The sequence below is a fragment of the Klenkia marina genome (assembly GCF_900101025.1).
GTDB lineage: Bacteria > Actinomycetota > Actinomycetes > Mycobacteriales > Geodermatophilaceae > Klenkia > Klenkia marina.
The window spans coordinates 990812-1012448 of the sequence record NZ_FMUH01000001.1 but is presented as its reverse complement, the minus strand read 5'-3'; the positions used below and the strand labels follow the sequence as shown (position 1 = coordinate 1012448).

General features: G+C 74.0%; 19 protein-coding genes. 11 read left to right on the top strand and 8 right to left on the bottom strand.

Features of this window, described 5'->3' with window-relative positions; translation table 11 throughout:
- Positions 1–49: 49 nt before the first annotated feature.
- The gene (locus BLP29_RS04925; protein ID WP_092800306.1) at positions 50–1297 is read left to right on the top strand and encodes a glutamate mutase L; all 1248 of its coding nucleotides are present in this window, start codon (positions 50–52) and stop codon (positions 1295–1297) included.
- A 120-nt stretch (positions 1298–1417) separates the two neighbouring features.
- Here the strand turns inward: BLP29_RS04925 and BLP29_RS04920 are convergent, their stop codons facing one another.
- The gene (locus BLP29_RS04920; protein ID WP_092800302.1) at positions 1418–2053 is read right to left on the bottom strand and encodes a pentapeptide repeat-containing protein; all 636 of its coding nucleotides are present in this window, start codon (positions 2051–2053) and stop codon (positions 1418–1420) included.
- Between the two features lie 63 nt (positions 2054–2116).
- Here BLP29_RS04920 and BLP29_RS04915 point away from each other — a divergent pair, with 63 nt between their 5' ends.
- Positions 2117–2305 (top strand): hypothetical protein, encoded by a 189-nt coding sequence (locus BLP29_RS04915; protein ID WP_133379033.1) that lies wholly within the window; start codon positions 2117–2119, stop codon positions 2303–2305.
- Here BLP29_RS04915 and BLP29_RS04910 read toward each other — a convergent pair.
- Complete coding sequence (locus BLP29_RS04910; RefSeq protein WP_092800296.1) at positions 2289–3719, bottom strand: PH domain-containing protein; 1431 nt, start codon at positions 3717–3719, stop codon at positions 2289–2291. The two genes, BLP29_RS04915 and BLP29_RS04910, sit on opposite strands and share 17 nt — an antisense overlap.
- A 1-nt stretch (position 3720) precedes the next feature.
- A complete protein-coding gene (locus BLP29_RS04905) occupies positions 3721–4221 on the bottom strand; it encodes a PH domain-containing protein (RefSeq protein WP_092800293.1) in 501 nt (166 codons plus the stop codon).
- A 33-nt stretch (positions 4222–4254) separates the two neighbouring features.
- Here BLP29_RS04905 and BLP29_RS04900 point away from each other — a divergent pair, with 33 nt between their 5' ends.
- Positions 4255–4584 (top strand): rhodanese-like domain-containing protein, encoded by a 330-nt coding sequence (locus tag BLP29_RS04900; protein WP_243469709.1) that lies wholly within the window; start codon positions 4255–4257, stop codon positions 4582–4584.
- A gap of 7 nt (positions 4585–4591) precedes the next feature.
- On the opposite strand, the gene mptB is transcribed toward BLP29_RS04900, so the two are convergent.
- From mptB to BLP29_RS04880, 4 genes are all read right to left on the bottom strand, one after another.
- Positions 4592–6028 (bottom strand): polyprenol phosphomannose-dependent alpha 1,6 mannosyltransferase MptB, encoded by a 1437-nt coding sequence (gene mptB / locus BLP29_RS04895; protein WP_092800287.1) that lies wholly within the window; start codon positions 6026–6028, stop codon positions 4592–4594.
- Between the two features lie 50 nt (positions 6029–6078).
- A complete protein-coding gene (locus BLP29_RS04890; protein ID WP_165839282.1) occupies positions 6079–6891 on the bottom strand; it encodes a polyprenol monophosphomannose synthase in 813 nt (270 codons plus the stop codon).
- A 130-nt stretch (positions 6892–7021) separates the two neighbouring features.
- Positions 7022–8632, bottom strand: coding sequence for a long-chain fatty acid--CoA ligase (locus tag BLP29_RS04885; protein ID WP_092800281.1), 1611 nt, complete (start codon positions 8630–8632; stop codon positions 7022–7024).
- Between the two features lie 46 nt (positions 8633–8678).
- Positions 8679–9869 carry a cytochrome P450 gene (locus BLP29_RS04880; protein WP_092800278.1) on the bottom strand — a complete coding sequence of 397 codons (1191 nt, stop codon included), beginning with the start codon at positions 9867–9869 and terminating at the stop codon, positions 8679–8681.
- Between the two features lie 53 nt (positions 9870–9922).
- Here BLP29_RS04880 and BLP29_RS04875 point away from each other — a divergent pair, with 53 nt between their 5' ends.
- Complete coding sequence (locus BLP29_RS04875; protein WP_092800275.1) at positions 9923–10861, top strand: DUF5926 family protein; 939 nt, start codon at positions 9923–9925, stop codon at positions 10859–10861.
- 34 nt (positions 10862–10895) lie between these two features.
- On the opposite strand, the gene BLP29_RS04870 is transcribed toward BLP29_RS04875, so the two are convergent.
- On the bottom strand, positions 10896–11984 hold the full coding sequence (locus BLP29_RS04870; RefSeq protein ID WP_165839281.1) for a GGDEF domain-containing protein: 1089 nt from the start codon (positions 11982–11984) through the stop codon (positions 10896–10898).
- Positions 11985–12388: 404 nt separating this feature from the next.
- Here BLP29_RS04870 and chvE point away from each other — a divergent pair, with 404 nt between their 5' ends.
- The 7 genes from chvE to araA all read left to right on the top strand — a co-directional run bounded on the left by chvE (position 12389) and on the right by araA (position 21636).
- On the top strand, positions 12389–13546 hold the full coding sequence (chvE, locus tag BLP29_RS04865) for a multiple monosaccharide ABC transporter substrate-binding protein (RefSeq protein ID WP_092800268.1): 1158 nt from the start codon (positions 12389–12391) through the stop codon (positions 13544–13546).
- A gap of 138 nt (positions 13547–13684) precedes the next feature.
- A complete protein-coding gene (mmsA, locus tag BLP29_RS04860; RefSeq protein ID WP_092800265.1) occupies positions 13685–15223 on the top strand; it encodes a multiple monosaccharide ABC transporter ATP-binding protein in 1539 nt (512 codons plus the stop codon).
- Positions 15220–16485: a multiple monosaccharide ABC transporter permease gene (gene mmsB, locus BLP29_RS04855; RefSeq protein ID WP_092800262.1), complete on the top strand. Its 1266-nt coding sequence runs from the start codon at positions 15220–15222 to the stop codon at positions 16483–16485. The genes mmsA and mmsB overlap by 4 nt, the downstream gene beginning before the upstream one ends.
- 26 nt (positions 16486–16511) lie before the next feature.
- Entirely contained in the window at positions 16512–17549 is a 1038-nt protein-coding gene (locus BLP29_RS04850) for a LacI family DNA-binding transcriptional regulator (RefSeq protein WP_243469692.1), read from the top strand.
- A 97-nt stretch (positions 17550–17646) separates the two neighbouring features.
- On the top strand, positions 17647–19413 hold the full coding sequence (gene araB / locus BLP29_RS04845) for a ribulokinase (protein ID WP_092800259.1): 1767 nt from the start codon (positions 17647–17649) through the stop codon (positions 19411–19413).
- Positions 19397–20113 carry an L-ribulose-5-phosphate 4-epimerase gene (locus BLP29_RS04840; RefSeq protein ID WP_092800255.1) on the top strand — a complete coding sequence of 239 codons (717 nt, stop codon included), beginning with the start codon at positions 19397–19399 and terminating at the stop codon, positions 20111–20113. Before araB ends, BLP29_RS04840 begins: the two co-directional genes overlap by 17 nt.
- A complete protein-coding gene (araA, locus tag BLP29_RS04835) occupies positions 20110–21636 on the top strand; it encodes an L-arabinose isomerase (RefSeq protein ID WP_243469691.1) in 1527 nt (508 codons plus the stop codon). Before BLP29_RS04840 ends, araA begins: the two co-directional genes overlap by 4 nt.
- Position 21637 lies beyond the last annotated feature (1 nt).

Below are 21637 nucleotides of genomic sequence, written 5' to 3'. Positions count from 1 at the left end.
GCTCCCTCGCTGCGTCCTGGCCGGCTCGCCGGCCGGATACCGTGCGCGGGTGGACGTCGTCGCCTGCGTGGACATCGGCTCGACGTTCACGAAGGCGGCTCTCGTGGACCTGGCCGACGGTCGGCTGCTGGCCACCGCGCAGGCGCCCACCACGCTCGACGACGTCGTCCGCGGAGCGCTCGGGGCGACCGCCGGGTTCCCGGTCGACGCCCCGGTGGTGGCCTGCTCGTCGGCCGGTGGTGGGCTGCGGCTGGCCGTCGTCGGCTACGAGGAGCTGATCAGCGCCGAGGCCGGGCACCGGGCCGCGCTCTCGGCCGGCGCCCGGGTGGTGCACGTGGCCGCCGGACGGCTGGACGTCACCGGTCTGCAGGCCCTGGGAGCGGCCCGGCCCGACGTCGTCCTGCTGGTGGGCGGGACCGACGGGGGCGACGCCGCCGTCCTGCGGCACAACGCCGCCGCGCTGGCGGGGTGGGACCGGTCCGTCCCGGTGGTGCTCGCCGGCAACGCCCACGTCGCCGACGAGGTGGCCGCCGTGCTCCGGGACGGCGGCCTGCCGGTGACCGTCTGCGCCAACGTGCTGCCCGACATCGGCGAGCTGGCCCCCGAGCCCGCCCGCGCCGCGATCCGTGCGGTGTTCCTCGAGCACGTGATCGGCGGCGAGAAGCTGTCCACCGACCCCCGGCTGCGGCAGTGGGTGCGGGCGGTCACCCCCGACGCGGTCCTCGACGGCGTGGTGGTGCTGGCCGGGCTGCGGGCCGTCGCCGACGTCCCCGGGGTGGTGGTGCTCGACGTGGGCGGGGCGACCACCGACGTCTACTGCGTGCCCGACCTCGACGCCGAGCAGACCGCGCTGCGCCGCGAGGCGGTCGGCGTCCCGGCGCACCGGCGCACGGTCGAGGGCGACCTCGGGGTGCACCACGCGGTGGACGACCTGCGGGCGGCCGCGGCCGCCGAGAACCTGCCCCCGCTCGCCGGCGGCGCCCTGGCCCTCGGCGAGGCCGCGGCCACCGTGGCGCTGCGCCGGCACCTGCGTGCCGAGGCGGCCTACGGCCCGGGCGGGTCGTCGGCCCGCGGCGTCGGACTGGTCGTGCTGTCCGGCGGGGTGTTCCGGCACGCCGCGGCGGCCGACCGCGACGCCGTGGTGGCCCGGCTGGCCGGCGACCGCGGCGGTGCCGGCGGGGTGCTCACCGGCACCGAGGTCGTGGTGGACGCCGACTACGTGCTCGCCGCGGTGGGCCTGCTCGCCCGGGACCACCCCGGCGCCGCCCGCGCCCTGGCCGCCACCCTGCTGCCCTGACGCCCGTCGGCCCCGGCGTGGATCAGCTCGGCTGATCGAACTCCGTCCCGGCTCACCGACGCCGGTGAGCCAGGACGGCCGCTCGTGCACCCAGCTGGTCCACGCCGAGGGGCCGTGGGGTCAGCGGGCGACGCGGATGCCCAGCTCGGCGGCCAGCGCGCCCGCCCAGCCGGCCAGCTGGGCCGCGCTGATCGTCGCCCCGCGCAGGCCGGTGACGCCGTCGAGGTCGGGCAGGCCGGCGCCGGTGAGGTCGACGCTGCGGCACCGGGCCCCGCTCGCGTGCAGGGTGCCGATCTCGCCGCCGGTCACCGTGACCCGGCGCAGGTCGGCGCCGCCGAGGTCGAGCTCGCCCAGCGCGCAGTCCACCAGCTGCACCTCGACCAGCGTCGCGCCGCGCAGGTTCACGTAGTCGGCCCGCACCCCGGTCAGGGTGACCCGGGTCCAGCTGGCCCCGTGCGCGGTGAACGCCCCGTAGCGGCCGCCCTCGACCACCGCGTCCAGCCAGGTGCCGTCATGGACGAGCAGCTCGGTGGCCCGGCAGCGCAGCAGCCCCGTCGTCGACAACCGCGCCCGGGCGAGCCCCAGCCCGTCGAGTGCGCAGTCCTCGAGCAGGCACTCCAGCAGCTGGGCGGCACCGGCGTCCCCGGTCAGCTCCAGCCCGGCGAACCGCAACCCGTCCGCCGTCCCGCCGGCGAGGTCGTGCGGTCCGGCGTCGGCGAGCGGGGGCAGGGGCGCGAGCAGCTCGGCGACGTCCACCGCCCCACCCTCCCAGGCGTCGGCCCGGTGGCGGTCGGCCCCGGGTTCCGAGACGGTGGGGGCATGGAGTGGATGACGTTCCTCGGCCGGCTGACCGGGTGGGCGCTCGGCGGGGCGGTGCTGGGCCTGGTCGTCGGGCTGGTGCTGCTCGCGATGGGCGTGGTGGACAACCCGTTCTGGTGCGTCTCGATCGGCATCGGGGTGGCCGCGGTGGCCATGCCGCTGCAGCAGGGGGTCAGCCGGGGACGCTGAGCGTCTGCGCCCACCGGCCCGACGCGGCGACCGCGAACGGGACGGCGTCCGCGGCCGCCACGTCGAGGGCCTGGTACCCGCCCGCCCCCGCACCGACGGCGGCCACCACGGTCGCCAGGCCCTGCCGACGCTGGAAGAACGTCTGCCGCACCTGCCACCCGACCACGGCCCGGCGCTGCAGCACGGCCTGCTCGCGCACCAGCCAGCCCGACCGCACCGAGAACGTGCGCGCCCCGGCCACGTGGCCGAGCGCGGCGTAGCGGCCCAGGCCCAGCGGCACGCCGAGCGCCGTCAGCACGGCGCCGGCCAGCAGCACCCACCACAGCCCGAGGATGGTGGTGAGCACCACCCCGACCACCAGGACGACGGCGCCGGGCGCCGTGGCGCGCAGCACCCGCCGGCGCCGCGCGGCCGGGGGGTGGGCGCGCAGCGGGCCCGGGTCCTCGACCAGTCGCCGGGTGACCGCCCACGCCTCGGCCCGCGGCCCCAGCGGCAGCAGCTGACCGCGCCGGGCGGCGTCCCCCAGGCCGGTCACCAGCGCGGTGGCCCGGGCGGCCCGCACCCAGCGCATGCCCATGCCCTCGGTGACCGTGCACCCGCGGATGCGGTCGACCTCCAGCTCGGTGTGCCGCCGGGTGAGCAACCCCCGGACGGCGACCAGCGACCCGCCGCGCCGCACCAGCCGGAACCTCCAGTTGACCAGCGCGCTGCCCACGATCGACCCGACCACCAGCAGCACCGCCACGGCCAGCAGGACGACGCCCACGACCGCGGTGTCGGTGAGGTCGGGGCGGTCGAGGTCGGGGCGCCAGCGCCGGGGGAGCTCGTCGACCAGCCGGAACAGCGCGCCGACCGCGGCCAGCGGCACGGCCAGGTAGCTGCCGACCAGCGGGGCGTAGAGCAGCCAGCGGTCGTCGAGGCGGGCGAACTCCTCCTCGGGAGGGGGCGCGGCGGGGTCGGGGACGGCGTCGGCCCGGCGCACGAGCAGGTGCCTGCGCAGCCGGTCGGCCTCGGCCGGGGGCAGCCCGTCGACGACCAGCTCCTCGTCGTCGCCGGACACCGCGCCGGCCGCCGCGTCGATGCGCACCCGCACCAGCCCGAGCGCCCGGTGCAGCAGCGGCGCCTCGACCTCGACGCCGCGCACCCGGTCCAGCGGCACGGTGCGCACCGACCGCGACAGCAGCCCGCGGGTCACCACGACCGCGGCGTCGCCGGGGGCGTAGGAGAACCGCCACCACCCCAGGACGGCGCTGACCAACGACACCGCCGTGACCGCCGCGGCGACGGCCGCCACGGCCCAGGGCCCGTCGCTGAACCCGCGCACGGCGCCGATGCCCAGCACCACCGGCACCCACTGCCGGGCCTGCTTGAAGGTGATCGTGTGCACCAGCACGATGCGCCAGGAGGTGCGCACGTCAGGTCGCCTCGTCGCGCACCAGCTCGGCCCGCCGCGCCAGGTCGTCGGCCACCCGGGCGGCGACCTCTGCGTCCAGGTGCGGGATGCGCACCGTGCCCTGCGACGAGGCGGTCAGCACCGCCACGCTGGCCAGGCCGAACAGCTGCTGCACCACCCCGCGGGTGACGTCGACGGTCTGGATCCGCGACACCGGGACGATGGTCCAGGTGCGCGACAGCCAGCCGGTGAGCGTGCAGACGGCCTCGTCGGTGACCTCCCAGCGGTGCACCCGGTGGCGCAGCCGGGGCCGCACCCCGACCGCGACCACGCCCTCGGCCACGACCAGCACCGCCAGCAGCACGACCAGCCACCCCGGCACGGGCGCGAACACCGCGACGCCGACCACGACGGCGGCCAGCACGAGCGTGCCCAGCGCCCCCTCGACGGTCCACAACCCGATGGCGTTGCGGGACGGGGACCACGCAGGCGTGCGGGCGGGTTCGGGGTGCACGGGCCCCATCCTCCCGGGTGCGCGACGATGGGTGGCGTGACGATGCCGCAGCAGGTCCCGACCGTGCCCGCCAGCGAGGTCCCCGAGGACGCCGTCGTGCTCGACGTCCGGGAGAACGCCGAGTGGGTGGCCGGCCACATCGAGGGTGCGACGCACATCCCGATGGGCGAGGTGCCGGCCCGCCTCGACGACCTCCCCGAGGGCGACCCGCTCTACGTGACCTGCCGCGGGGGCGGGCGCTCGGCCCGGGTCGCGGCCTGGCTGAACGCCAACGGCTACGACGCGGTGAACGTCGGCGGCGGCATGGGCGACTGGCAGGCGGCCGGTCGTCCGATGGTCAGCGAGACCGGCGGGGCGCCGACCGTCGTCTGAGGCGGGGTCAGCGCGTGCGCACCAGCACCGAGGGCGGGCGCAGCAGCAGGTCGGGCAGGTCGCCGGCCACCCGGGCCGCACCGGCCACGAGGGCCAGCGCGCAGGCACCGGCGACCAGCTGCACGGCCAGCCCCTCGGTCACGGCGCCGGCCAGGCCCAGGTAGGTGCACGCCGCGACGAGGAACCAGCGCGCCCGCACCCCGCCGCCGGCCGCGACCGCGAACAGCCCCCAGGTGAGGTACCAGGGGTAGAGCGCCGGGCCGCTCAGGGCGAGTGCGAACAGGGCGAGCCCGAGCGTGGCCATCGCCTGGCGCGGGGTGCCGGCCGCGGCCCGCCACACCAGCCAGGTGGCCAGGCCGGCCCCGAGGACGCCGACCACCGAGCGCCCGACGTCGAGCGCCTCGTCGACGCCCAGGCCCGGCACCGTCCACGACAGCAGGTAGGACAGCCAGGTGCTGGGGGCCGTGCCGTTGCGCACGACGCCGGGCACCCCCATGGCCCCGAGCCACCCCAGGGGGTTGGGCATGACCACGAGCACCAGCGCGGTCGTCGCCCCGGCGGTGGCCACCGCCCGCGCCAGGGCCGCCCGGGCGCCCGGCGCCGAGGACCGCAGCAGGTGCAGCAGCACGTAGCCGACCAGCAGCGCCGCCGGCACCTTGACGAAGGTGAGCAGCACCGCGGCCGCGACCGCGACCGCGGTGGCCCCCCGGCGCACGAGCAGCACGACCGCGACCGCGCCCAGGCCGACGAGGACGTCGACGTGCGCGCCGCCCACCACGTGCACCACGACCAGCGGGTTGGCCGCCGTCAGCGCGAGGGCCACCGCCCGGTCGCGGGGGTCGGCGGCCGCGGCCACCAGCACCACCGCGGCGGCCAGGGCCAGCACCGCCACCGCCCGGATGCCGAGCACCGCCAGCTGCTGGTCGCGGCCGGCCAGCTCGACCACCCAGCGGAACAGGTCGACCTGCAGCGGGCCGTAGGGCGTCGGGGTCTGCCGCCACAGCGGGTCGACCGCGGCGCCGTAGGCGTCGTCCAGGGCGATGGGGAAGACCCGGTACGGGTCCGCGCCCAGCGAGGCCAGCCGGCCGATCGCCGCGTAGCTGCCGGCGTCCAGGCTGCCCGTCGGACCCCCGGTGAGGAACGGCACGGCGGCCCACGCCGCGAGCCCGCCGACGACGGCGACGTCGCGTCCCCGGGCGGCCGCCCGGGCCCGCAGCAGCCGGCGGACCAGCACCGCCCAGCTGGCCAGCCAGCCGGCGGTGGCCAGCACGGCGGTGATCCGCCACCCGAGGAGGTCGCCGGGGGTGCGCACGGGCCACGCGCCCCACCAGTCGGCCAACCGGACGAGCTGGGTGGTGCCGGCCTGGGCGGTGACCAGCGCGACCAGGGCCGGCCCGACCACGCAGCCGACGAGGACGACGACGCCGACCCGGTCGACCGGCACGGCGCCCCGGCCGGGGGACCCCGACGCGTCCGGGCCGGCCGCGGTCCCGCTCAGGCGGTGCCGCCGAGCTCGACCAGCCGCGCCCGGCTGCGCGGCGCGGACCCCGGCTGCACCCGCACGGGCTGGCGCCGGGCCACGCGCAGCAGCTGCGCTGCACGCTCCTCGACCGCCCAGCGGGTCACCCGCACCAGCGACTCGCCCACGACGGCGCCGGTCATCTTCGACGACCCCCACGAGCGCTCCACGAAGGTGATGGGCACCTCGACCACGTGGCAGCCCGCGCGCAGCGCGCGCCAGGCCAGGTCGATCTGGAAGCAGTAGCCGTGCGAAGCGACCCGGCGCAGGTCGATCTCCTCCAGCACGTGGCGGCGGTACGCGCGGTAGCCGCCGGTCGCGTCGCGCAGACCGATGCCGAGGGCCCAGCGGGTGTAGGCGCTGCCCCCGCGGGACAGCAGCTGCCGGTGGGCGGGCCAGTTGCGCACCGCGCCGCCGGGGACCCACCGCGAGCCCAGCACCACGTCGGCGCCGTCGAGGGCGTGCAGCAGGCGGGGGAGCTGCTCGGGCTGGTGGGAGCCGTCGGCGTCCATCTCGACCAGCACGTCGTAGCCGCGCTCGAGGCCCCAGGCGAACCCGGCCAGGTAGGCGGCGCCCAGGCCCTCCTTGCCGGCGCGGTGCAGCACCTGCACCTGCGCGTCGGTGCGGGCCAGGTCGTCGGCGACCTGGCCGGTGCCGTCGGGGCTGTCGTCGTCGACCACCAGCACGTCGGCAGCGGGGACGGCGGCCCGCACCCGACCCACGATGCGCGGCAGGTTCTCCCGCTCGTCGTAGGTGGGGATCAGCACCAGGACGCGTTCGTGGTCCACAACGGCCTTCCGTCTGCGTTCAGGGGCAGCACAGTGGAGCAGCTCCACCTGAACGGATGGTGACGGGAACCTGTGGGTCGTGCGAGCGGGCGCCGTGAGCCGGTGATCCGGCTCACGGCGCCGGTCGGGCTCAGGCCCTGTAGTCGGCGAACCGGGTGCGCAGGTCCTTCTTGGAGAACTTGCCGACGCTGGTCTTGGGCACCTCGTCGATGAACTCCACGGCCGAGGGCAGCCACCACTTGGCCACCATCGGGGTGATGTGCTCGATCACCTCGTCGGCGGTGAGCTCCTGGCCGTCGGCGACGACCACGCAGGCCAGCGGGCGCTCGTCCCACTTGGGGTCGGGGATGCCGATCACGGCGGCCTCCTTGACCTTGGGGTGGCTCATGATCGCGTTCTCCAGGTCGACGGAGCTGATCCACTCGCCGCCGGACTTGATGAGGTCCTTGGTGCGGTCGGCGATGCGCACCGAGCCCGTGGGGTCGATGGCGGCGACGTCGCCGGTCTTCATCCAGCCGTCGGACGTCGCGAGCTCCACGCCCGCGTCGGGCTTGTAGTAGTCCAGCGCGGTGGTCGAGCCGCGCACCTGCAGCTCGCCGGTGGCGACGTCGTCCCAGGGCAGCTCGTCGGTGGTGCCGGCCTCGACGATGCGCACCTCGACGCCCATGAAGGGGATGCCGGCGCGGGCCCGGTAGCTGGCCTTGTCGTCGTCCGAGCCGTCGAACAGGCGGCGGGGGAGCCGGGCCGAGGTGGCCACCGGGTGGGTCTCGGTCATGCCCCAGGCCTGCAGGATCGGCAGGCCGACCCGCTCGCGGTAGGCCTCGCTCAGGGCCTTCGGGACGGCGGACCCGCCGCAGCCGATGTCGCGCAGCACGTGCTCGCGGCCCTCCAGCTCGGGCAGCACGCCCTGCCAGATGGTGGGCACGCCGGCGGTGAAGGTCACGCCCTCGTCGACGATGAGGTCGGCCAGTGCCTTGGGCTGCATCATCGGGCCGGGGAACACCATCGCGGCGCCGACCGCCGGGCCGGCCTGGGCCAGGCCCCAGGCGTTGGCGTGGAACATCGGCACGACCGGCATGACGACGTCGGTCTCGGCCATGCCGAAGACGTTGGGCTGCACCACGGCCATGGTGTGCAGCACGGTCGAGCGGTGGCTGTAGAGCACGCCCTTGGGGTTGCCGGTGGTGCCCGACGTGTAGCACATGCTGGCCGCGGTGTTCTCGTCCTCGACCCGGAAGTCGATCGGCTCGGCGGCGGCGATGAGGTCCTCGTAGAGCGAGACCCGCGGGTCGTCGGGGATCTCGTTGTCGCCGCCGTCGTCCATCACCACGACGTGCCGCACGGTGGTCATCGTGTCGATCAGCGGCCACAGCAGCGGCAGCACGGTGCGGTCGACGAAGACCGCCTCGTCCTCGGCGTGGTTGGCGATGTAGGTCAGCTGCTCGGGGAACAGCCGGATGTTCAGCGTGTGCAGCACCCGCCCGGTGCTGGGGACGGCGAAGTACAGCTCGAGGTGCCGAGCCGAGTTCCACGCGAAGGTGCCCACCCGGCCGTCGGCGGAGATGCCGAGGGTGTCCAGGACCCCGCCCAGCTTGCGGGTGCGCACGGCCCACTCGGCGTACGTCGTCCGCACCGGGCCGGTGGGGGAGTTCGTCACGATCGTCTTGTCGCCGTGGTGTCGCTCCACGTAGCGGAAGATCGAGTCGATCGTCAGGGGCGTCTGCTGCATGAGGCCGCGCATGGCGGCATCAAACCAGTGAGCGCCGCCACCTTCTACCCGTGGGTAGCTACCGCTGCAACGTCAGCGGCAGCTCGGCCAGGCCGCGGATGACGAACTCGGGACGGCGGCGCGCCTCGCCGGCCAGCTCGAGCACCGACGTGCGGGCCAGCAGTGCCCCGAACGAGGCCTGCAGCTCGACCCGGGCCAGCGGCGCCCCGATGCAGAAGTGCACCCCGGCGCCGAAGGAGATGTGCGGGTTCTCGGCGCGGGCCACGTCGAGGGTGTCGGGGTCGGCGAACACCGCCGGGTCGTGGTTGCCCGACCCCAGCAGCGCGGCGATCTTCTGCCCCTGCTCGACGACGACCCCGCCCAGCTCGACGTCGGCGGTGGCGGTGCGCTCGAACAGCTGCAGCGGCGAGTCGAAGCGCATGAGCTCCTCGATCGCGGTGGGCAGCAGCGACGGGTCCGCGCGCAGCCGGGCCAGCTGGTCGGGGTGCTGCAGCAGCGCCAGCAGGCCGTTGCCGGTCACGTTGACGGTGGCCTCGTGGCCGGCGTTGAGCAGCAGGACGCAGGTGGTGACCAGCTCGTCCTCGGTGAGCCGGTCGCCGTCCGCGTCGCGTGCGGTCACCAGGTGGGTGAGCAGGTCCTCCCCGGGCGCGGTGCGGCGCTGCGCGGCCAGGTCGCGCAGGTAGGCCACGAACTCCGCGGCGGCGACCTCGGCGGCGTCCTCGGTCTCCGTCGTCCGGCCGTACTCGTACATCTTCACGATCGCGTTGGACCACGGCCGCAGCAGCGGGCGGTCGGCCTGCGGCACGCCCAGCAGCTCGGCGATGACCTCGACCGGCAGCTGCTCGGCCATGCCGGTGAACAGGTCGACCGGCTCGCCGGCGGTCGACCGCTCGACCATCGCGTCGACCAGCGACGCGGCGAGCTCCTCGACCCACGGGCGCAGTCGCTCGACGTGGCCGCGGGCGAAGGCGGCGCTGATCAGCCGGCGCAGCCGGGTGTGGTCCGGCGGCTCCATCTCCAGGATGGCGTTGCGGTGGATCAGGTTGAACTGCCCGAACCGCTCGGTCGGCATGCGGTCGCTCCAGATGCGACCCAGCGCCCGGGTGCGCAGCACCGCGTTGGCCTCGGCGTGCCCGTAGGCCAGCCACATGCCCAGGCCCTCGTCCCACTGCACCGGCGCCTGGGCGCGGGCCGCGGCGAAGGCGGGGTAGGGGTTCTCGACGAACGAGGCGTCGGTCAGGTCCAGCACCGGGAGATTGTGCACCCCACCCCCGCACGGCCGGCCCGCATAGTCTCGGACGCATGGCCCGCACGCAGACCAAGCGCCGTCCCGCCCCCAGCCCCACCGCGGCGGGGGAGCAGAACCCCAAGGCGCCGTGCGCCTGCGGCTCGGGGCGCAAGTACAAGCACTGCCACGGCTCGGGCTACGCCCCCGTGGTCACCCGGCCCTTCGAGGGCCTGCCGGGCGAGACCCACTGGGTCGCGCTGCGCGAGCTGGTGCCCGCCGCGACCGCGACGCTGACCACGAAGGACGGCCGGACGGCGACCCTGGCCAGCGTCCTGCCCGGCGGTGCCCCGGCGCTGGTCCGGGCCTCGGGCGAGGTGCTCGTCGGGGTGCAGCTGCAGACCTCCTCCGACGACGTCAGCCGTGACCTGGGCACCGCGCTGGCCGCGGCGCTCGACGCCCCCGCCGGCGCGCCCGTCGACCCGGGCCCGATCGGTGCCGAGGGGTCGGCCGGCCCGCGGCTGCAGGACCTCCTGGACCCCGCCGCCGAGCTCGAGGTCACGGTGCACGACGACTTCGGCTTCTGGCTCGAGGGCACCGGCGCCGGCCCGGCGGCGATGGCCGGCCTGGAGCAGGCCAACGAGGCGATCATCCCGACCGTCCTGCTCGAGGGATTGGGTGCGGCCTACTGGTGCCGGCCGGCCGCCGACCGCGCGCACGTGCGCTGGGTGCGGCCCGAGCCCGAGGAGCAGCTGCTCGACGCACTGGCCCGCCTCGGCGGCACCGAGCAGCTCACCCTGGGCGAGGGCACCAAGTACGCCGGGGCGTTCCGGGCGCACGGCCTCGTCGTCCCGGTGTGGGACGTCCCGGCCGACGTGCCGGCGGCCGACTGGACCGGCCCGGCCCGTGAGCTCGACGAGCGGCTGACCGCGGCGCTGGCCGAGACGGGGCCGCTGGACGCCGCCGCCCGCCGCTCCCGCGCCGGGCTGCTCTCGCGCCAGGTCACGCTGCGCTGATCCCCGCCGGGCCGGGCCCCCGCCGCGGCGGCGCTCAGCCCGCGCCGGCGGCGACCGCCCGGTCGCGGCCGGCTTCCTTGGCGCGGTACAGGGCCCGGTCGGCGGCGGTGTAGAGCCCGCGGACGTCGCCGGCGTCCGCGGGCGCCTGGGCCACGCCGACGCTGACCGTCAACGGCAGCGCGCCGCCGTCGGGCAGCACCAGCGGGTGGGCGCGGACGGCGTCCACCAGGTCCTGGGCGCGGCGGGCGGCGACGTCGGGCGCGCACCCGGGGAGCAGCACGGCCAGCTCGTCGCCGCCCAGCCGGCTGACGACCGCGTCGCTGCCGCGCACGGTGCGGCGCAGCACCTCGCCGAGGTGGCGGAGTGCGTCGTCGCCGACCGGGTGGCCGTGCCGGTCGTTGATGGTCTTGAACAGGTCGACGTCGACCAGGACGAGAGCGGTGCCGCGGCCGGTTCCGCCGTCGACCGCGCCGACCAGCGCGGCGTCGAGCACGTGCCGGGTGACCAGGCCGGTCAGCGGGTCCACGGTGGCCAACTCGTGCAGCCGCTGCACGAGGCGGTCCTGCCGGTTGCCGGCGGTGGTGAGCAGCGCGGTGGCCATCACGAGGGTGGTGGCCACGAACGCGGCGTCGGGCAGCGCCCGCTCCAGCGGTTCGAGGTGCAGCACGAGGACGCCGTTCGCCAGACCGGTCACCACCGCGATGCACCAGGCGCCCACGGGGCGCAGCTGCGATGCCGCCCACAGCGTGGGCAGCACGGCGAAGACCTGGGCCGCGGCCGAGGTGTCCCGGGTGACCCAGTTCAGCGTGAGCAGCACGAGCGCGCCGCCCAGCGGCACGAGCGCCAGCAGGCCGTGCGCGTCCGGACGGCGCGGATCGGTGCGCCACAGCGCGGCGCTGGCCCACAGCAGCAGCCCGACCGCCAGCCAGGACCCCGCGTCGGCGACCCTCGACTGGTCGGCGAACAGCGCGAACGCGGCCTGGACCCCGGCGGCCGGCAGCATCACGGCGACGGCCAGCCGGGCGGCCGACCGCGGGTCCCGGGTGCCGAACCAGCGCTGACGGCGTCGCAGCCGCACCGGCCCGGCGGGCGGGTCGGCGTCGAGCGCACGGTCTGGGTTCACGGGTCCTCGTCTGGGTGCTCGGTCGACCGCTCGGGGATCGGCGTGGACCGGTCCTCGTCCATCGGCACGGAACGGTGCGGGTGACACCCGGCGCGGGCCCGCCTGACCCCGACGGGTGGGGTCCCTGGTGCGGCCGGGTCGGGCGTTGGCCCGGTTCGGCCCGTTTGCACCGCGCCCGGATGCTGCGTGCAGGTCAGCCGGCAGACCAGAGCTCGTCCGGGCCGATCCGGGTCGATCAAGACGCATGAGGAGATGTCGGCTTCGTTACGAGAACGTGACCGCCCAGGGCCGGGAACCGCTTGACTCACCCCGGTTGTTAGCGTTCACAATGTGAGCGCTCGCACAGCTGCGGGCCTGAGCGCCGAGATGTGTCCGGCGGGCAGTCGTCTCGTGAAGGAGTTCCAGTGAGCAAGAAGCTCAGGTTTGCCGCGATCGGTGCGGTGGCCGCGATCGGTCTGACCGCCTGTGGTGGCGGCGGCGCCGGCAGCGGCGGCGGCAACGACACCGCCAACGCCGACCCCGCGGACCTCACCATCGGCGTGGCCATGCCCACCCAGACCTCCGAGCGGTGGATCGCCGACGGCAACAACGTCAAGTCGCAGCTCGAGGACGCCGGCTACCAGGTCGACCTCCAGTACGCCAACGACGACATCCCCACCCAGCAGCAGCAGATCGACCAGATGGTCACCGAGGGTGCCGACCTGCTCATCGTCGCCGCGATCGACGGCACGGCCCTCTCGAGCCAGCTGCAGGCCGCGGCCGACTCGAACATCCCGGTCATCTCCTACGACCGCCTGATCCGCGACACGGACAACATCGACTTCTACGTCACGTTCGACAACTTCGCGGTCGGCCAGGCGCAGGCCAACGCCCTGCTCGTGGGCCTGGGCCTCAAGACCGCCGACGGCGGCGAGGGCACGGCCACCGGCCCGTTCAACATCGAGCTGTTCGCCGGTTCGCTCGACGACAACAACGCGTTCTTCTTCTTCAACGGCGCGATGGACGTGCTCCAGCCCCTGATCGATGACGGCACGCTCGTCGTCCCCTCGGGCCAGACCGACATCGAGCAGGCCGCCACGCTGCGCTGGCAGCAGGAGACCGCCCAGTCGCGCATGGAGACCCTGCTGACCGGGTCGTACAACAACGGCACCGTGCTCAACGGTGTCCTGTCGCCCTACGACGGCATCTCGCGCGGCATCATCACCGCCCTGCAGAACGCCGGCTACGGCCCCGACCTGGCCTCGACCCCCAAGCCGCTGCCGGTCGTGACCGGTCAGGACGCCGAGATCGCCTCGGTCGCGCTGATCAACCAGGGTGTCCAGAGCTCCACGATCTTCAAGGACACCCGCAACCTGGCCGAGCAGGCCGTCACCGCCGCCAAGGCGTTCCTCGAGGGTGACGAGCCCGAGGCGAACGACACCGAGACCTACGACAACGGCAACAAGGTCGTCCCCTCCTACCTCCTCCCGGTGGAGACGGTCTACAAGGACGACATCCAGTCGGTCCTCGTGGACTCGGGCTACTACACCGCCGCCGAGGTCGAGTCGGGCCAGGCCGACTGACCCACCCCTGAACCCGGCCGGGTCCGGCAGCGCATGCTGTCGGGCCCGGCCGGCTCCACCTGTACGGCCTGCACCACCTGCTCCACAGCACCACAGCCCCGAAGCAGCACAGCCCCACGAGCGAGACGACGGAGTCCCATGGCTGACCACATCCTCGAGATGCGCTCCATCACGAAGACCTTCCCCGGCGTCAAGGCGCTCTCCGACGTGACGCTCTCCGTCGAGCGCGGCGAGGTGCACGCCATCTGCGGGGAGAACGGCGCCGGCAAGTCGACCCTCATGAAGGTCCTGTCCGGGGTCTACCCGGCCGGGGACTACGACGGCGAGATCGTCTTCGACGGGCAGGTCGTGTCCTTCGGGGGCATCCGCGACTCCGAGCACGCCGGCATCGTGATCATCCACCAGGAGCTCGCCCTGGTGCCCTACCTCTCGATCGCCGAGAACATCTTCCTGGGCAGCGAGAAGCGCGGCCGCCTGGGCCTCATCGACTGGAACCTGGCCAACGCCGAGGCCGACAAGCTGCTGCGCTCGGTCGGTCTGGACGAGAACCCCACCACGCCGGTGGGCCAGCTCGGCGTCGGCAAGCAGCAGCTGGTCGAGATCGCCAAGGCGCTCTCCAAGGACGTCAAGCTGCTCATCCTCGACGAGCCCACCGCGGCGCTCAACGACACCGACTCGGCGCACCTGCTCGGGCTGATCCGCGGCCTCAAGGACCAGGGCATCACCTCGATCATCATCTCGCACAAGCTCAACGAGATCGACGCGATCGCCGACCACACCACGATCATCCGCGACGGCCAGACCGTCGAGACCCTCGACATGGCCGACCCCGAGGTGACCGTCGACCGGATCATCCGCGGCATGGTCGGGCGCGCGCTGGACTCCTACTACCCCGAGCGCGAGTCGCACCCGGGCGAGGAGGTGCTGCGGGTCGAGGGCTGGACCGTCAAGCACCCCACCCAGGACCGCCTCGTCGTCGACCACGCGAGCTTCGACGTGCGGGCCGGTGAGGTCGTGGGCATCGCCGGCCTCATGGGTGCCGGGCGCACCGAGCTGGCCATGAGCATCTTCGGCCGCTCCTACGGCACCTACGTCGAGGGCCGGCTGTTCCTGCACGGCAAGGAGACCCGCGCGCGCAACGTGGCCGAGGCCATCGACGCCGGCATCGCCTACGCCACCGAGGACCGCAAGAAGTACGGCCTGAACCTCATCGACGACATCGCCCGCAACAACTCGGCCGCGGCGCTGGACAAGCTGTCCACCCGGGGGTTCGTCGACGCGAACGAGGAGACCAAGGCGGCCGAGGAGGGTCGCCGGTCGATGAACATCAAGGCCCCCACGGTGAAGTCGATCGTGGGCAAGCTGTCCGGTGGCAACCAGCAGAAGGTCGTGCTGAGCAAGTGGCTGCTCACCGACCCCGACGTGCTGATCCTCGACGAGCCCACCCGCGGCATCGACGTCGGCGCCAAGTACGAGATCTACACGATCATCAACAAGCTGGTCGCCGCCGGCAAGGCCGTCGTCGTCATCAGCTCCGAGCTGCCCGAGCTGCTCGGCATCTGCGACCGGGTGTTCACCCTCTCGGCGGGCCGGATCACCGGTCAGCTGCCGGTCGCGGACGCGAACCAGGAACGCCTCATGACCCTCATGACCCAGGAGAAGGAGCTCGTCGGATGACGCGCAGCGTCGGCCCCACCTCGGAGCCCCAGGCGGAGGACGCCACCCAGGCCAAGGACGTCGCGCCGGCCGCCGCGCTCGGCGTCGGCACCAGCGACATCCGCACGCTGATGACCCGCAACCTGCGCACGAGCGGCATCTACATCGCGTTCGTCGTGGTGGTCGCGCTGTTCGCGATCCTCACCGGTGGCACGTCGCTGTCGCCGGGCAACATCACGAACATCGTCCTGCAGTACTCCTACATCCTGATCCTGGCCATCGGCATGGTCATCGTGATCATCGCCGGGCACATCGACCTGTCGGTGGGCTCCGTGGTGGCGGTGACCGGTGCGGTGTCGGCCGTGCTGGTCATCCGGCACGACCAGCCGTGGTGGGTCGGCGTGCTCGCCGCGCTCGCCGTCGGCCTGGCGATCGGCGCCTGGCACGGTTTCTGGGTCGCCTACGTCGGCATCCCCGCCTTCATCGTCACCCTCGCCGGCATGCTGCTGTTCCGCGGCCTGACCCTGCAGGTGCTCGACAACGTCTCGCTGTCCCCGTTCACCCCCGAGTACGGCAAGATCGCCTCGGGCTTCAGCAACGGGCTGCTGGGCGGCGCCGGCTACGACGCGTTCACCCTGCTGATCTTCGGCATCGCCGTGGTGGCCTACGCCTACGGCCAGTTCCGCACCCGGCAGGCCCGCGTCCGCTACAACCAGCAGGTTCCCTCGTTCCCGCTGTTCGTGGCCCAGATCGTGGTCGTCGCGGCCGTCGTCATGGCCTTCGCCTGGCAGCTGGCCACGGCCCGCGGTCTGCCCTACGTGCTCGTCATCCTGGCCGTGCTGATCCTGGTCTACGGCGTCGTCACCAAGCGCACCGTCTTCGGCCGCCAGGTCTACGCCATCGGCGGCAACCTGGCCGCGGCGACGCTCTCGGGCGTCAAGGTCAAGGTCGTCAACTTCTGGATCTTCGTGAACATGGGCTTCCTGGCCGCCGTGGCCGGGGTCGTGTTCTCCTCCCGGTCCAACGGTGCGCAGCCCGGCGCCGGCAACAGCTTCGAGCTCGACGCCATCGCTGCGGCCTTCATCGGTGGTGCAGCGGTCACCGGTGGTGTGGGCACGGTCGTCGGCGCCATGGTCGGTGGTCTGCTCGTCGGCGTCATGAGCAACGGCATGCAGCTCATGGGCGTCGACCAGTCCATCCAGTCGATGGTCAAGGGCCTGGTGCTGCTGCTGGCCGTCGCCTTCGACGTCTACAACAAGCGCCGGGCCGGCTCCAGCCGCTGAGGCGGGGGGCCGGGGAGGATCCAGCGGTGTCGACCGACACGACCGGGTCCGCCCCGGCCCGCCCGCTCGTCATGAGCGACGTCGCCGCCCGCGCGGGGGTGTCGCACCAGACGGTGTCCCGGGTGGTCAACGGGCACCCCAACGTGGCGCCGCTGACCCGGGCCCGCGTGCAGCGGGCGATCGAGGAGCTGGGCTACCGGCCGAACGCCGCGGCGCGGGCGCTGGTGACCGGGTCCTCCCGGACCATCGGCCTGGTCACGATCGACGTCAACCAGTACGGCCCGGCGCAGACGATGATCGGCCTGGAGCAGGCCGCCCGGGGCGCCGGCTACTCGCTGTCGGTCACCATCCTCGACCGGGCCGACACCGCCGCCATCCAGGACGCCGTCGACCGGTTCGTCGGGCAGTCCGTGGACGCCGTGGTCATGCACATCGCCGACCTCCGCGCCGTCGAGGCGCTCGAGCTGCTGGACCCGCTCGTGCCCGTGGTGGCCGTGCAGATGGGCGGTGAGGGGCTCGGCCCGACCGTCACGGTCGGACAGGAGGCCGGCGCCCGGCTGGCCGTGCAGCACCTGCTCGACCTCGGGCACCCCACCGTGCACCACCTCTCCGGCCCCGAGAACTCCGTCGAGTCGGCCCGCCGGCTGGCCGGGTGGCGCGAGGCGCTGGCCGAGGCCGGTGCCCCGGCCGGGGAGCTGTGGCACGGGGACTGGTGGCCGGCCTCGGGGTACGAGGTCGGGCTCGTCCTCGCCGACCGCGTGGCCGCGGGCGAGCAGCTGACGGCGGTGTTCGTGGCCAACGACCAGATGGCGCTGGGCCTCATGGTGGCCCTGCGTGAGCGGGGGCTGGCGGTGCCCGGCGACGTGAGCGTGGTCGGGTTCGACGACGTCCCCGAGGCGCCCTACTTCAGCCCGCCGCTGACCACGGTGCGCCAGGACTTCGACGAGCTGGGGCGGCGCGGGGTCCAGCTCGTGCTGGCCCGGTTGGCCGGCGCGGACACGTGCCCCGACCTGGTCGAGCCGCGGCTGCTGGTGCGCGGGTCGACCGGCGCACCGCCGGGGTGATCCTGCTGGGGCATGTGTTCCCAACCACTCTTGTTAGCGCTAACATACGGCGATCCCCGGCGGCCGCACGGCAGCGGCGCGGGCCTTGGAGGAATGCATGAGCGAGCAGTACGTGGTCGGCGTCGACTACGGCACCCTGTCGGGCCGGGCCGTGGTCGTCCGGGTCTCCGACGGTGCCGAGCTGGCCAGTGCCACCCACGCCTACCCGCACGCGGTGGTCGACCGCGAACTGCCCGGCACCGGTGAGGTCCTGCCCCCGGACTGGGCGCTGCAGGTGCCCAGCGACTACGTCGACGTGCTGCGCACCGCAGTGCCGGCCGCCGTCCGCGACTCCGGTGTCGACCCCGCCGACGTCATCGGCATCGCCACGGACTTCACCGCCTGCACGATGGTGCCGACCACGGCCGACGGCACCCCGCTCTGCGAGCTCCCCGAGTTCGCCGACCGCAAGCACGCCTTCGTCAAGCTGTGGAAGCACCACGCCGCCCAGCCGCACGCCGACCGCATCAACGCGCTGGCTCACCAGCGCGGCGAGGCGTGGCTGCCGCGCTACGGCGGGCTGATCTCCAGCGAGTGGGAGTTCGCCAAGGGCCTCCAGCTGCTGGAGGAGGACCCCGAGGTCTACGCCGCGATGGACCACTGGGTCGAGGCCGCCGACTGGATCGTCTGGCAGCTGTGCGGCGAGTACGTCCGCAATGCCTGCACCGCCGGCTACAAGGGCATCCGGCAGGACGGCGGCTACCCCTCCCGTGACTACCTGGCCGCGCTGAACCCCGAGTTCGCCGGGTTCGTCGAGGACAAGCTGGACCACCGCATCGGCGAGCTGGGCGAGCGCGCGGGCGGGCTGACCCCCCAGGCGGCGCAGTGGACCGGGCTGCCCGAGGGCATTGCGGTCGCGGTCGGCAACGTCGACGCGCACGTCACCGCCCCCGCCGCGCAGGCCATCGAGCCGGGCCAGATGGTCGCCATCATGGGCACCTCGACCTGCCACGTCATGAACGGCGAGACCCTCGCCGAGGTCCCGGGCATGTGCGGCGTCGTCGAGGGCGGCATCACCGCCGGGCGCTACGGCTACGAGGCCGGGCAGAGCGGCGTCGGCGACATCTTCGGCTGGTTCGTCGACACCTCCGTGCCCCCGGCCTACGTGCAGGCCGCCGGCGAGCGCGGCATCAGCGTGCACCAGCTGCTCACCGAGCTCGCCGCCCAGCATGAGGTCGGCGAGCACGGCCTCGTTGCACTCGACTGGCACAACGGCAACCGCTCCGTGCTGGTCGACGCCGAGCTCTCGGGTGTCGTGCTGGGCCAGACGCTGGCCACCCGCCCCGAGGACACCTACCGGGCCCTGCTCGAGGCCACCGCCTTCGGCACCCGCACGATCATCGAGGCCTTCGAGGGCTCGGGCGTGCCGGTGACCGAGCTGGTGGTGGCCGGCGGGCTGCTGAAGAACCAGTTCCTCATGCAGCTGTACTCCGACATCTGCCGCCGACCGCTGTCGACGATCGACTCCGAGCAGGGGCCGGCGCTGGGCTCGGCGATCCACGCGGCCGTCGCCGCGGGTGCCCACGCCGACGTCCCGGCCGCCTCGCGGGCCATGGGCAAGGTGCTGCGCGGGGTCTACACCCCCGACGACGAGCGCGCCGACCGCTACGACGTGCTGTTCGCGGAGTACAAGCGTCTGCACGACTTCTTCGGGCGGGGCGAAGGGCAGCCGGGGGGCGGCAACGACGTCCTGCACCGGCTGCGCGCCCTGCGCCGCGACGCCGCCGCCCGCCGGGCCGGCGGTGCGCCCACCACGTCGACCCCGGTCGCCCCCGAGGTCGAGGCCCCTGCGATCGAGGAGCAGTCCGATGTGCTCGGGATGTGACACCCCCACCCGGTTGACGGTGCGGCAGGCCGCCACCGAGGAGCGCGGCACCCACCGCGAGCAGCGCGAGCACGTCGCCGCGCTGCACGCGTTGCTGGTGACCAACGCCCTGGTCACCTGGACCGCCGGCAACGTGAGCGAGCGCGTGCCCGGCGAGGACCTCTTCGTCATCAAGGGCAGCGGCGTCGAGTACGACGGCATGACCTGGGAGGGCATCACCGTCTGCGACCTCGACGGCAAGGCCGTCGACGGCGTCCGGGCCCCCTCGAGCGACACCGACGCGCACGCCTACGTCTACCGGAACATGCCCGAGGTCAACGGTCAGGTGCACACCCACAGCACCTACGCCGCGGCCTGGGCCGCCCGGGCTGAGCCGGTGCCCTGCGTGCTGACCGCGATGGCCGACGAGTTCGGCGGGCCCATCCCGATCGGCCCGTTCGCCCTCATCGGCGACGACTCGATCGGCCGCGGCATCGTCGAGACGCTCACCGGCCACCGCTCGCCGGCGGTGTTCATGCAGAACCACGGCGTCTTCACCATCGGGAAGAGCGCCAAGGCCGCCGTCAAGGCCGCCGTCATGGCCGAGGACGTCGCCCGCACGGTGCACGTCTCCCGGCAGCTGGGCGAGCCGGTCCCGATCGCCCAGGCCGACATCGACGCGCTGTACGAGCGCTACCAGAACGTCTACGGACAGAAGTGAGCAGCGAGATGACCAGCGAGTCCCCGTTCCCCGGCCAGGAGGTCTGGTTCCTCACCGGCAGCCAGGAGCTCTACGGCGAGGAGACCCTGCAGCAGGTCGCCGACCAGTCGCGCCGGGTCGCCGAGACCCTGGACGCGGCGGCCGGGGTGCCCGTGCGCATCGTCTGGAAGCCCGTGCTCAAGGAGCCCGGCGCCATCCGCCGGGCGATGGGCGAGGCCAACGAGACCGAGGCCTGCGTCGGCGTCATCACCTGGATGCACACGTTCAGCCCGGCCAAGATGTGGATCGCCGGCCTCGACGCGCTGCGCAAGCCGCTGCTGCACCTGCACACCCAGGCCGACGCCGCCCTGCCGTGGGCGACGATCGACATGGACTTCATGAACCTCAACCAGGCCGCCCACGGCGATCGGGAGTACGGCTACGCGCTGACCCGCCTGCGGGTGCCCCGCACCACCGTCGCCGGGCACGCGGGCAACCCCGCCGTGCAGGCCCGGGTGGGCGGCTGGGCCCGCGCCGCCGTCGCCGCCGCCGAGGCCCGCTCGCTCAAGCTCGCCCGGTTCGGCGACAACATGCGCAACGTCGCGGTGACCGAGGGCGACAAGGTCGAGGCGCAGCTGCGCTTCGGCGTGTCGGTCAACACCTACGGCGTGAACGACCTCGCGGCCGTGGTCGAGACCGTCACCGACGCCGAGGTCGACGCGGTCATCGGCGAGTACCTCGACCTGTACTCGATCGCCGACGACCTCCGCCCGGGTGGTGACCGGCACGAGTCGGTGCGCTACCAGGCCCGCCTCGAGGTCGCGCTGCGCCGGTTCCTCACCGAGGGCGGCTTCGGCGCCTTCACCACCAACTTCGAGGACCTCGGCGCGCTGCGCCAGCTGCCCGGCCTCGCCGTGCAGCGGCTCATGGCCGACGGCTACGGCTTCGGCGGCGAGGGCGACTGGAAGACCTCGGCCCTGCTGCGGGTGCTCAAGACCGCCGGTCGCGGGCTGCCGGGTGGCACCTCGTTCATGGAGGACTACACCTACGACCTCTCCAGCGAGACGCCGAAGATCCTCGGCGCGCACATGCTCGAGGTCTGCCCCACCATCGCCGGCGAGCAGCCCTCGCTCGAGGTGCACCCGCTGGGCATCGGCGGCAAGGAGGACCCGGCCCGCCTGGTCTTCTCCGCCGCCCCCGCCGAGGGCGTCGTGATCGGCTGGGCCGACCTGGGCGAGCGGTTCCGCTGGGTGGCCAACGAGATCGACGTCGTCCCGCCGTCCGAGCCGCTGCCCAACCTGCCGGTCGCGCGCGCGGTCTGGGAGCCCCGGCCGGACTTCGCGACCTCGACCGAGGGCTGGCTCACCGCCGGCGGCCCGCACCACACGGTGCTGACCACCCAGCTCACCACGGCCGAGCTGACCGACCTGGCCGACGTGTTCCGCACCGAGCTCGTGGTCATCGACGCCGACTCCACCCGGCGCAGCCTGGCCAAGGAGCTGCGCTGGTCGGCGGCCTACCACCGCCTCGCCCAGGGGCTCTGAG

Excerpts from the sequence above, each read along its gene's own strand:
- BLP29_RS04915 (WP_133379033.1), top strand. The coding sequence starts at position 2,117 with ATGGAGTGGATGACGTTCCTCGGCCGGCTGACCGGGTGGGCGCTCGGC.
- BLP29_RS04905 (WP_092800293.1), bottom strand. The coding sequence starts at position 4,221 with ATGGGGCCCGTGCACCCCGAACCCGCCCGCACGCCTGCGTGGTCCCCG.
- BLP29_RS04900 (WP_243469709.1), top strand. The coding sequence starts at position 4,255 with ATGCCGCAGCAGGTCCCGACCGTGCCCGCCAGCGAGGTCCCCGAGGAC.
- BLP29_RS04885 (WP_092800281.1), bottom strand. The coding sequence starts at position 8,632 with ATGCGCGGCCTCATGCAGCAGACGCCCCTGACGATCGACTCGATCTTC.
- BLP29_RS04875 (WP_092800275.1), top strand. The coding sequence starts at position 9,923 with ATGGCCCGCACGCAGACCAAGCGCCGTCCCGCCCCCAGCCCCACCGCG.
- mmsA (WP_092800265.1), top strand. The coding sequence starts at position 13,685 with ATGGCTGACCACATCCTCGAGATGCGCTCCATCACGAAGACCTTCCCC.
- mmsB (WP_092800262.1), top strand. The coding sequence starts at position 15,220 with ATGACGCGCAGCGTCGGCCCCACCTCGGAGCCCCAGGCGGAGGACGCC.
- araB (WP_092800259.1), top strand. The coding sequence starts at position 17,647 with ATGAGCGAGCAGTACGTGGTCGGCGTCGACTACGGCACCCTGTCGGGC.
- BLP29_RS04840 (WP_092800255.1), top strand. The coding sequence starts at position 19,397 with ATGTGCTCGGGATGTGACACCCCCACCCGGTTGACGGTGCGGCAGGCC.